This is a genomic window from Gelidibacter sp., from assembly GCF_035577925.1.
In the GTDB taxonomy this organism is placed as follows: Bacteria; Bacteroidota; Bacteroidia; order Flavobacteriales; family Flavobacteriaceae; genus Gelidibacter.
On sequence record NZ_DATJCY010000308.1, the window covers coordinates 1 to 12622 of the forward strand.

At 36.6% G+C, this 12622-nt stretch carries 8 protein-coding genes; 2 read left to right on the forward strand and 6 right to left on the reverse strand.

The annotated features are described in order from the left end of the window. Together VNJ50_RS11985 and VNJ50_RS11990 are read right to left on the reverse strand one after the other, a co-directional pair. A partial coding sequence (locus VNJ50_RS11985; protein ID WP_325582219.1) for a gamma-glutamyltransferase occupies window positions 1-424 on the reverse strand: 424 nt, incomplete at its 3' end. 73 nt (window positions 425-497) lie between these two features. Next, entirely contained in the window at window positions 498-2051 is a 1554-nt protein-coding gene (locus VNJ50_RS11990; protein WP_325582221.1) for a hypothetical protein, read from the reverse strand. Between the two features lie 386 nt (window positions 2052-2437). Between VNJ50_RS11990 and VNJ50_RS11995 the strand changes: the two genes are divergently transcribed. Both VNJ50_RS11995 and VNJ50_RS12000 read left to right on the forward strand, forming a co-directional pair. Continuing rightward, window positions 2438-3340 carry a DUF6929 family protein gene (locus tag VNJ50_RS11995; protein ID WP_325582223.1) on the forward strand — a complete coding sequence of 301 codons (903 nt, stop codon included), beginning with the start codon at window positions 2438-2440 and terminating at the stop codon, window positions 3338-3340. 128 nt (window positions 3341-3468) lie between these two features. Further along, window positions 3469-4800, forward strand: coding sequence for a D-serine ammonia-lyase (locus tag VNJ50_RS12000; protein ID WP_325582225.1), 1332 nt, complete (start codon window positions 3469-3471; stop codon window positions 4798-4800). A gap of 89 nt (window positions 4801-4889) precedes the next feature. Here the strand turns inward: VNJ50_RS12000 and VNJ50_RS12005 are convergent, their stop codons facing one another. From VNJ50_RS12005 to VNJ50_RS12020, 4 genes are all read right to left on the reverse strand, one after another. Further along, complete coding sequence (locus tag VNJ50_RS12005; RefSeq protein WP_325582227.1) at window positions 4890-6659, reverse strand: aminopeptidase P family protein; 1770 nt, start codon at window positions 6657-6659, stop codon at window positions 4890-4892. Window positions 6660-6913: 254 nt separating this feature from the next. After that, window positions 6914-8521 carry an FMN-binding glutamate synthase family protein gene (locus VNJ50_RS12010; protein WP_325582229.1) on the reverse strand — a complete coding sequence of 536 codons (1608 nt, stop codon included), beginning with the start codon at window positions 8519-8521 and terminating at the stop codon, window positions 6914-6916. A gap of 253 nt (window positions 8522-8774) precedes the next feature. Beyond that, window positions 8775-10103: a hypothetical protein gene (locus VNJ50_RS12015; RefSeq protein WP_325582231.1), complete on the reverse strand. Its 1329-nt coding sequence runs from the start codon at window positions 10101-10103 to the stop codon at window positions 8775-8777. 4 nt (window positions 10104-10107) lie between these two features. Continuing rightward, window positions 10108-12468, reverse strand: a complete 2361-nt coding sequence (locus VNJ50_RS12020) for a TonB-dependent receptor (protein WP_325582233.1) — start codon at window positions 12466-12468, stop codon at window positions 10108-10110. Window positions 12469-12622 lie beyond the last annotated feature (154 nt).

A 12622-nucleotide genomic window follows, 5' to 3' on the forward strand; every position in this document is an offset into this window, starting at 1 on the left:
CTGGAACTCCAGAAGCTTTTTGACCTTCCAAACTTTCGCCTTCTATCACATTGCCATCAGCATCCAAATACATGTCTTCAAAAGCATTCCCCGGTGCCATTTCTCTAAAATCCAATGAAAAGACTTCACCATCATTTTGTCTGTACATCATAAAACCGCCACCGCCAAGATTTCCCGCCGACGGGTAAACGACCGCCAAAGCAAAGTGAACGCCTACCATAGCATCGACGGCATTACCGCCTTGCTTCAAAATTTCCATTCCCACTTTACTGGCTTCAGGATGTGCAGAAACTACCATTCCGGTATTTGAAAACGCCGTTTTGCCTCCACTAAAAGTCGTTGCCACATTGGTTTTATCTCCGCCACAATTTAAAAAGAGAACAGAAATAAAAGTTAAGCTCAATAATTTAATACTATACTTCATATTATAATTTGTTTGGTTTTTGTTGATTAAGTTCCAAAATGGACTCTTTTTTGACACTTAAAAAGGGTGTCTTTTATTTAATTTTTAAAGATGTTTCTAAATATTCGGTTTTTGGATTGGATCGTGTAAATTCCTCGATCAGCTTATACGTATTTGGGATGGAGCTTTTAAAACGATCCAAAGTTTCTTCAGATATATTATTTTTACTGAACGGCACCATTTTTACATATTCCTGAATTTCGCCTTCGTTTCTGCCATATTTATAGTCATACGGAAATCTGCCATTATCATCAAGTTTCACATTTGAATTTGTTGTATTGGGCACACTGATAAAAAACTCGCTATCATTGATATTTCCAGAAGGATTAAACAGGTTTTTCTCCTTCATATACACATATAATTCTTCGGCCACATTAACCGCCGGATCTACAATGGCAATATTTTCTACCATAAAATCACGGTAAATATAAGTGCCGTCCTTTTTGTAATTATAGAGTTCATCCAGAACCTCGTTAATTTCTTTTGTTAAATAAGGATAATGCGTACATCCCAAAACAATCGCTTTTAAAGGTTGTGGATTATCGGCTTTTCTAATTTGCTCCAATAAACTCACTACATGATAACGTACATAATTTCCCGAATCATTGATTTGAAGAATCTGGCAGTCGTCCATATCCTGATTGTCACACAGCATTTTGCCATGATCAAAATCAAAATTATAGATATCCATTAACGTTTTATCAATCGCAAAATTTGGATCATTTAAAGAAGGCCCTCGATAATCGTCACGGGGCTGTTTATAATTTTTATTTACAAAATCGGGTTCTTCATCCACAGCTTCCGCAATGCCATGACCACCTTGATTAAAAACTTGGATTTCCCCGGTATAACCCAACTCGTCTTTGATGCGCAAAAGTGTATTTTCATAGCCTTTGGATGAGATGGTGCCAACCGTTGCCATAACGCCAATAGAGCCGTTTTCATCTTTTTTGAAAGTTGAAAGAGTACCACGTGCGCCTGCATCAATCACACCAATAACTTTTAATTCGATACCTGTTTTATCAATAAATTCCGTGATAAACTCACTGCCATAAGCCGTAGCGGTATTACAAGCAATTACAATCGATTTTACAGGTTGTTTATCCTTTTGAAATTCGGTATCAGTAGCATTGCGGTAATACTTATCGGAAAGTAAAAACTGCATGTCCTTTAAAATATGCTCAACCAACAAATCGGTTTTGTTTTCACTGGAATAATTACCGTAAGGCATATTCGCTTGATCGGCCAAATAGATAAATTTTTCGGAAGCAAAATCAGGAATAGCATCACTTCCTACCTCATTATTTGCATTATTATGAGCATCAAAATTAACAAGCGCATCCAGCACCGTTAATCCGCCTGTGCCAGAATCAAAAACACCAATGGGCAGACTTTTATCCATCTGCGGATAGGTTTTAAAATCGACATGATAAAATGAATCGGCATCATCTAAAATTGCAGATTCAATAGCACGCTCGCTTTTTTCAGGAATTTCATTTTTTGCGATACCCTTTTCAGGTTGATCCTTACAGGATAGCGCAAAGACTGCCAATAAAACCCAAAGGTACTGACTTCTAAAATGTTTCATTTTTGTTTTGTTTTGTGTAATAGATCTATCTTATTGATACTAAATTAAATGACTGTTTTTGTTAAATAATTATTTCACATTAAAATAACGCAAGCACAACGTAAGATGACTTTTCCAATTAAATATTAAGGGCTAAAATTAACAAGTGTTTCTAAATTTACCTACTTTAAACTTCGATTATTAAAATATTTAACTGTTTTATTGAAGTTTCGATATTATTACCACATTTAAATTTATACTAACAAAAAATTATCCTTTGAATGAAATGGATGACATCAATAAATTTAAAAGTTTCATTTCAATTTGCTAACACACTACTCATAATAAAAATTGTCATTCTTATTCGTATTTTAATAATATTTTTACTTTCTAAAAAATGAAATCTTTTGCAAAAAACTGAGTTAAATATCGCACTATTAAGCTGGCAGACTTTAGAATGCGTGCCAAGTGCTTCGGGCATAGTAAAATCTAAAGAAAGCTATTATGTCATTGGTGATGATTCTCCTTATTTATTTCACATCGACAAAAACTTTAAACTGATTTCAAAAGCCCAGATATATTCCATTGAAAAACTTCAAGGTATTACCATTCCAAAAATCGATAAACCTGACTTTGAAGCCATGGAAATGGTCAGCGAAACTGAGATTCTTATTTTTGGATCGGGTTCAAAATCACCAGAGCGCGATGTCTGTATTTTGGTTGAAATTGGAATTCAAACAATTTACACAAAATACGATATCTCCTTATTTTATAAACATTTAAGAAATTTAGAAATCATGAAAGGTTTTGAGTTGGATATTGAGGCTCTCGCTTTTGACGGTAATTTAGTCTATCTCTTTAACCGAGGTCGAAACCTCATTTTTAGCTTTTCATATAAAAAATTTATAGACTATTGTAAAACTGGAACAAACTTCCCAATTCCTAAATCCACGCTCTATGCCTTACCAAAAATCAATGGTTTGGAAGCTGGTTTTTCGGGCGCCACAATTTTTGAAGATAAATCTTATTTGATTTTTACAGCGGCTGTAGAAAATGCACCCAATGCTTATGATGACGGCGAAATTTTAGGCAGTTTTATCGGTGTGATTCCCTTAGAAAATGGAACGATTTCAGATCACTTTCTCATTCAGCAAATTCCCAACCCGGGATTTCCATTAAAAGTTGAAGGCATTACCATTGATAGAATAATATCTAACACCCAAACCGATCTTATTCTCGTTACCGACAACGATGGCAAATCTTCAGAAATATTAACACTTCGAATGACCGTAAATAAAATAGATAATTAGCAACATAAGGTTTTGGAAACTTATCATTAGAAAGAATTTGAATCTGATAAACCCTAGAAATCAAAATAAATTCACTATTTTTAATCATTCTAAACAACAGTGATTAACTCTGATAAATCGACCATAAAATGTACACAAAAGACAAAATAGACAGTTTTGTTAAAACGGCACCAATTCTTCAAGACATCATTAACGCAAAACCAGTTTCTTGGCTGAATCCAGAATTAAAATTGATGAAAAATGCTCCTAAGTTTCCCATAACGCTCAAGGACATGAAAGCTGCGGAGGATTTATGGAAGCGTTTCGCTCCCTTTTTTGTAAAAGCATTTCCTGAAACCGAAAAAAGTAACGGTGTTTTAGAATCTCCTCTCCAAGAAATTCCAAATATGCAAAAACTTTTAAGTAAGGAAAACGGTCAAATTGAGGGGCGATTATTTTTAAAATGCGATAACGAACTCCCAATTTCTGGATCGATCAAAGCTCGTGGTGGCTTTTTTGAAATTATGGTCTATGCCGAAAAATTGGCACTTGAAGCCGGTTTACTAAAAAAAGACGACGATTATAGTATTTTAACCTCGCCAAAATTCAAGGATTTTTTCAGCAAACATAAAATTGGCGTAGGTTCAACGGGCAATCTCGGTTTGAGCATCGGAATCATTAGTGCAAAACTTGGATTTCAAGTGACCGTTTTCGTTTCTGCCGATGCCAAGGAATGGAAAAAAGAACTGTTACGCGAAAAAGGCGTTACCGTAGTTGAATTTGCGGGCGATTTTAGTGAAGCCATTTTGGCCGGACGCAACCAAACCAATGCCGATCCAAATGCGCATTTTGTTGATGATGAAGATTCACAGGATTTATTTTTGGGTTATACGGCTGGTGCACTTCGGATTGCCGATCAATTAAAATCACAACACATCAAAGTGGATGCCGAGCATCCATTATTTGTTTATTCACCTTGTGGTGTTGGCGGATCGCCTGGTGGTACTGCTTTTGGCCTCAAACAAATTTATGGTGATCACGTGCATTGTTTCTTTATAGAACCAACTCATTGCCCAGCAGTTTTAACGGGATTGGTTACAGGTGAAATGAGCCATATCAGCGTTCAGGATATTGGACTTGATAATGTGACCGAAGCCGATGGATTGGCCGTAGGCCGCCCTTCTCATTTTGCTACAGAGATCAGCAAACACCTCATCAGTGGGGTTTTCACGATAGAAGACGAAACACTATTCAAATTATTGGCACAATTAAAAGATTCGGAAAATATTTTTTTGGAACCTTCTGCAACGGCTGGTTTGATTGGACCTCAGCGCGTACAACAGACAGATTATGCAAAAACACACCAACTCAATTTAAAAAACGCCACACATATTGCTTGGGCCACAGGAGGTTTTTTAGTGCCTGAGCATCAAAGGCAAGAGTTTTATGAGAGAGGGCGTAAACAATTGGTTGCAATCTAGATGTCTGGCCATAAAACTAACTTTATAAAATTAAAAAGCTACCCAAAACATCAATTTAGGTAGCTTTTTTTAATAATTAAACGAATGTGTTATAATGGAGAAACGAGTGTTTTAAACCACGTTTTTACATCACCTTCCAAAAATGGCGCGAGTTTTTCATCGACCATTTTATGATAGGTATTGATCCAGTCAATTTCTTCTTGCGAAAGCATGTCTTTAACGATAATACTTTTAAAGAATGGACATAAAGTCAAGGTTTCAAACTCATAAAAAGTATTCCATTGGGTTTTCTTCCAAGTTTTGATCAGAATAAGATTTTCATGTCTAATACCGTATTCTCCTTCCAAATAATAACCTGGTTCATTGGACATTACCATACCTTCATGCAATTCCATAGGATTAAGTTCTTTACGGATGCTTTGCGGACCTTCATGAACATTCAAGAAACTGCCCACACCGTGACCAGTTCCATGGTTATAATCTTTTCCTTCATCCCATAAAGGTTTTCTCGCCAACACGTCAAGATGCATCCCAAGTGTACCTTTCGGGAATTTAACTATGGAAAGTTGAATCAAGCCTTGAAGTGCAAGGGTCGCATCTCTTTTAAAATCTTCCGAAACATTTCCAAGAGGAAGTGTTCGGGTAATATCTGTAGTTCCTTCTAAATATTGGCCTCCAGAATCGACCAAAATACTCCCATCGTTGGTAACTTTATGGCTACCTTCAGATTTGGCCGAATAGTGCATAATGGCACCATTATCTTTATAACCAACAATATTGGCAAAACTAGCACCTACATAATTTTTTCCTTCTGCACGAAAACTATCTAATTTTTCACCAATACTATATTCATCCATCGGTTCCTTACCAGCAGTATGTGTCAGCCAATGTAAAAACTTGACCATCGCTACGCCATCACGAACCATCACCGTTCTAAAACCTTCTTGTTCGGTTTCGTTTTTAATAGCCTTCATCAAATTGCCAGGAACTGGTTTTTCGATAATGGTGTTTTTGTTTTTTACCGCTTCAAAAATAGATTGATTGCTATTTGGCGCAATCAAGATCGACGCATTATTCAAAGTATTAAGATGATCGTAAAATGCATCATAAGCTTTTAACGACACTCCAGAATCGGCCATCAAGCTTTTAGCATCGGCGGTTAACTTATCCAAATCAACAAATAAAATACAATCCTCAAGTGTTAGTAAGATATACCCCAAAAACACAGGATTACAATCTACATCACTGCCTCTAAGATTGACGGTCCAAACCACATCATCCAAACTAGAAATAATATGCGCCGTAGCACCTTCAACTTTCATTTTCTCACGAATGGCTGAAATCTTATCACTTACCGATTGTCCGGCACGTTCAATTGGATGCACAAACACTTCGTTTTTACTTGGAGCTGGTCGTTTCACCCATAAATCTTTTAGCAAAGGCAAATCGATGAGTTGACGGTTATGTTTTGTCAATTTCGCATCTAAATCCACCCAATTGGCATGTGAAGTAGCAATGCCATTTACCGCGACAGTGGCACCTTCAGAAGTTTGGGAAATAATCCAATCGATATAACCGATTGTACCTTCAATTCCACTTTTAAACAAATCGATGCCCGAGCCTTCCAACTCTTTTGGCGCTTGTGTAAAATAGCGGCCATCCGTCCAAAGTCCAGCTGCATCCATAGTCACAACTACAAATCCGGCAGAACCTGTAAACCCGGAAAGCCAAGTGCGTTCTTGCCATTCATCCGGCAGATATTCACTCATGTGCGGATCGGCAGAATATACAATAAAGGCCTCCACATTATTACTTTTCATTTGCGCCCTTAAAGCAGCAACTTTTTCTTTAGGTGTCATATTGTTATTTTTTTTGAAAGGCTAAAGTTACGGAAACTACTAGATAATTATAAAGTCTAATTTATTTTTTACAATGAATTCATTTCGAACAAACAAAATGGGACTTTAATGTAAAAAAGACAATTCAAAAATGCGGTCTACATTAAGGGCCAAAAGGACAACATTTCTATATTAACAGATAAAAAATTAACCCATTTTAAACAAATTGGTGTGTATTTGTCTAAAATGGGTTAAACTATAACTTATAAACCTTATTATTGATCGATTTCAGCAGAAAATCCCCAATGCGTCATATTGGCACGTGCAAAATCTAATTTATACTTTTCAGGAATTTGCCCTTTAAGCATCGCACCCGATTTAATGGAAGGAAAAAGTTCTTCGTAGGTAATCATTTCATTGAGTGACACGCGACGATAAATATGTGAACGGGTCAAATTTCCTGGTTTGTCCAAACCTGTTGCGCCCAAGAGTTCTACAAAATTCTTAATGGTCAATTGATGATAATTGGCAACCCGTATTTTTTTCTCTTCAGGAACCAATCCAACGGTGAGGTGTGGATCTTGGGTCGTAATTCCAGTTGGACATTTGTTGGTATTGCACAATAATGCTTGGATGCACCCTAAAGCCATTTTCATGCCACGCGCTTGGTAGCACATATCGGCACCTAAAGCAATGGCACGAGCAACGTGGAATGCCGACGTTATTTTTCCGGAAGCCATTAGTTTGATGTGTTTTCTAATATCCAAACCATTAAGAATATTATGCACAAAATCGAGACCGTCAATTAACGGTGCACCCACATAATTACTAAATTCGGGCGGTGCAGCACCAGTTCCTCCTTCGCCCCCATCAACAGCAATATAATCAGGATAAATATCCAACTCGACCATGGCTTTACAAATGGCTATAAATTCATTTTTATAACCAATACACAATTTAAAGCCTACTGGTTTTCCACCAGATAAATCTCTTAATTTTTGAATGAATTTCACCATTTCCAAAGGCGTATCAAAAGCCGAATGGAACGGTGGCGATACGACTTTGGTATGGGGCTGAATATGTCTGATTCTTGCTATTTCTTCCGAATTTTTCTCGGCTGGCAAAATTCCGCCATGGCCAGGTTTGGCACCTTGCGAAATTTTAAGCTCAATCATCTTCACGTTTGGATGCTGTGCCTTTTGTGCAAAAAGCTCGGGATCAAATTTTCCGTGTTCGTCACGACACCCAAAATAGGCCGTTCCTATTTGCCAAATCAAATCGCCACCATGCTTTAAATGATGGTCACTCAAACCGCCTTCGCCCGTATTGTGGGCAAAATTTCCAATTTTGGCACCGGCATTCAAGGCTTCAACAGCAACACCACTTAGCGCACCAAAACTCATGGCCGAAATATTTAAAATACTTGCCGAGTAAGGTTGTTTACAATCCTTATTTCCAATAAGAACGCGCGGATCTTGGTCTAGCGTGTCAAAAGCCTTGGGCGCAATAGAATGGCAAATCCATTCATACCCGCTGGCATAAACATCGAGTTGGGTGCCAAAAGGAATGGTATCGCGCACCGCTTTGGAACGTTGATATACCGTAGAACGATCCACACGATTGAAAGGCCGGCCATCAATATCCGATTCAATAAAATATTGATACATTTTTGGCCGCAATTCCTCTAAAACATAACGCAACCGCCCAAATACAGGGTAGTTTCGCATAATGGTATGTTTGGTTTGAAAAACATCATAATACCCCAAAATAGTTAGGGCCAATACAATGACAAAAAGCACATACCAGTTAGCACTTAAAAAAATGCCCAACGCCAATGTGACCACTAGCGCAATGGTAGATATGATAAAAAATTGAGTTCGCATAGCTATAAAATTGTAGATCCCACATGCTATTTCATAAAATGAAAATAGTTTAAATGATTTTTTTAATAATTTAAGAGAAGAGTTATGAGGTACAAATTACGACTTAATTTTAAAAAAATCAGAAAAAATATGGAGATAAAAACACCGCTATCAAATTTAAAATGAGTCTATTTACACCGGCATTTGATGGTAAGAAACACCCAATATAAATACTCATTTACAACAACTTAAGACCAACAAAAGAGGATCACGCCTATTCGCCCAACTTATAGAATCGGGTTGGTCTGTACTTATTTTCTATCTGTATCTCTTTTTTAAGCATTCCTTGTCGATCGATGGAATACAAACCGCTAAAATTGCCAGGGATAGCATTTGGGACGACCATAAACAACTTATCGTCCACAATATTGAACAAGTTCATGCGCGAGGACGGATTGGAAGTTGGAACATCCAGTTTGACGTAATTTTCTGGATTTGTGGTATCAAATTCGTAATACGAAAGTTTTAAACCATTTCTGGTAGAAACATCTTCACTGGAATCAAAAAGGTAAGGTTCTTCTGAAATGTGCAAATACAATTTGCTATTATACGACATGATGGACTGTGCAATCCGACCTTTTCCAAAATGAGATTCAATATCAATTTCCCAATCGGTATCAAAATCGGTTTCACCAGATTTAATACGGAATATTTTTGAAGGATTATGACTGTTAAACTGATTCCAACCCCAAGAACAAAAATAAAGATTCCCTGCTTCGTCTTTAGTGGTCGGATTATTTTCAGAAACGAAAAACCCAACGGTTTTAACACCGTGATAAGCAATGATTTTTTCAAAACTAAAAGTTGGAATATCGATAACTGCTAAATAAAAATTTTCCTCTTCTTCAGAAATCAAATTAAAACTGGCTTCTTCCAAAAAGACAACGCTCACATACAATTTATCGTCTTTATAATCCATAACCAATGATCCTGTTCGGACCAAATTATTTCCGTACTCATCTTCAAATTGAACCTCTGGTCGGAAAGCTTTGATATCGGCACGTAAATCCAACACCGCACCCAATTGCATCGTGAGCGGATTAAACGCCTGAATGGACTGTCCGCCACTATCTTCGTTATAATAAAAGCCCAAATTATCATTTACCAAAACCAATTTTCGCGACGGGAAAATATTGTCCTTCCCAATATACAATTCGCTGTCAATATACACTTGGTCAGAGCTGTTTAAGCTTAATCTAAACAAACCTGGCGTTGAAGAATAGCCACGTTTATCCTTGGCCATACTAAAAATATAATTTTTAAACGAATGATGTCCAGATGACGTTGAAGGATCAGAATTAGTGAAAATTTGATTGTCCTGAATTAAATCGTAGGTTTTGTTACTTTCCACGTCACCCAAGTTAAAACTAAAAAAACGCGTGATATCAGCCGTTGAAGCATCTTCTGTAGCCAAAACATAATTATAGGTCGAGTAATCGGTTTTTGGGTTTTTATTTTCATCGTCAAGATTGTTCACTTCGCACGATAGCAATCCTAAAAACAGTAAGCTAAAAAGCATTTTATATTTTATTGAAAACGTCATAAGCTTAGAAACTATAAGTTATTTTTACTCTAAAATGTCGACCGGGACTTTGCATCTTAAACTCATTGTAAATGTCCTCATTAAAAACATTTTTAAGTTCGCCACTAAGGGATATACTTTGTTTTGAAAAATCACGCATATAAATAAACCCAAGATTATGGGTATGTTGATTCGGAATAATACGACTTGTATTAATTTTTGAATCGCCAAACAAACCTAAAAACCCATCAGGCTCAAATTGCTTTTCGATATAATCGAGATAATATTGGTGCACGTAAGAATAATCCCAAAAAAACGACAAATCGGTAGAAAGCTTCAACAATTCCTTAATATTATAGGACGCACTGATATTCCCGTAATAAAACGGCATATTTGCAATCCGTGCATCTTTAAAATGCTGGTTGTTAAGATACTTATCTCTGGACGATTGCAAACGAAAATCATTCCAAGTTAAATTTCCGGACAATCGCAAATCCTCAACCGGTTCATAATTGGCCTGAAGCTCTACGCCCAAACCTTTGACATTATCAAGATTAAGAAATGTAGCCTGGTACTGATTCAAATCCTTTAATCGGATTAAATTTTTGGTGTCTCGATAATAGCCATTTATTTCAAATCCAAAAGTCGTTGTGGCATACGTGTATCCCAAATTGATATTTCTACTTTCTTCAGGTGTAAGCTCATAATTGGCTACAATAAAATTATTATCGCCAAATAATTCTTGTTGTTCCGGCAATCTGAACGTGTTTTCATAAGATACACGTGCATAGCTTTTATCATTAATATTGAATTTAAAAGCTTGCGAAAAACTCAGCCCTGTGTTCACCACTTCTTTGTCAACAATTTTCTGTTCCAAAGGATTATCTGACGCATCATATTGTCCTGCAAAATTTCCGAACAGATATTTGAATTGGGTATTGGATTCCAATTTTCGATCAAAAAACTGGGCATTCAAAGCAAAATTGGTGATCAATTTATCATAATTGGTGCCATTCAAATTAAGATCGCCTACATTCGAGGTTCGATTATAATGACTAAAAACCGTGTTGTTTTCGATTTGAAAATAATTATTGATCAGATAATTAAGGTTTGTTCGGGATGTAAATTGTTTAAAGTTATTTTCAAGATAACCTTTATCCAGCAACATATTTCCCATCTCAGAACCAGAATTGGTCGTGTGGGCAACGCCTTTCCAATCGTAATACACATTTTTGGCCAAATCAAAAATCTCAAAATCAATTTGACTATAAACCAAAAACTGATTGATACTCAATTTGTTTTCAAAAAAATGATTTTTATATTTTAAGGACGGAATAAAATTACCGCGCTCTTGCCGATACACTTCGCCAAAAGGCCGCGCTCTTGAAAACGGATCGTTTTGGATATCCTTCTTCAATCCGTAGGAATTCACTTTAAATTCAATGGTTTCTGCCCAAGACAAATCGCGCGCTTGCAACGAAAACTCAAGAGAATGCTGATTAAATCCGTTATGAAATAACCGCTCTCTAATATATGCTACTTGTCCGGTATTTGGATCTTTATAAGGCAGATGATCTACTTTATAATTGTTTTTTGAATAATTATAGAAACTATTAATTCCGAAAAACAGATGATCGTTTAGCTTGATATTGGCATTGGCCGTTGCAATATGCGTATCAAAAGATCCCGTTTCATAAGATACTGTTCCAGACGTTTTTTTACTGGTTTTTGGTACAATATTGATGGCACTTCCCAAAGCATCCACGCCAATTTTGGTAGGTAAAACACCTTTATAAATTTCAACACGACTAATGGCATTGGTTGGCACTTTAGTAAGTCCAAAGTTGGATCCCATATAATCAATGGGAATATCATCATACAAAAACTTGACCGCATTACCCTGAAAACCACCAACAATAACATTGCTTGTAGCTCCAAGACCACCAACATTTCTAATTTTCACGCCAGGACTTTTGTCAACAAGATCTTCAACCGAATTGGCACGACGGGTATTAGTTTCCACAGAAATAACATCCGATTTGATGGCACTGTTTTTTAACTTTTCACTTAAACTCAGTGTTTTTAGTTTCACTTCGTCCAGATCATAAGTGTTCATTTCGATATAAAGCGCCACTTTCAACACTTCACCTACTTTAATGTGTACCTTTTCAATACCATACTGAAAACCGTCATAAACAGGATACAAATGATAGGTGCCAGACGGCAAATTTTTGAACACAAAGTTTCCATTTTTGTCGGTCAGCGTTCGTCCGTTGGTTTCGACCAAACGTATCTCAACATTTTCTACCTGGTCATCGAGTGCGTTGATTAGCGTTCCTTCAATGGTTCCGGTATGTTGCGCCACGGCCAACACAGAAAAAAGCATAAAAAATAAGTTCAAAAAACTCCTTATCATAAAGGTTCAAAAGTTTTAAACTGGAAATTATTCTCTCCAGTTCGGGCGCATCTTTAAGTAACTCCTAACAAAAAGAGCAACTTAAAGATACGCCCGAAAATACAAAAAGCTCGGTTATCGAGCT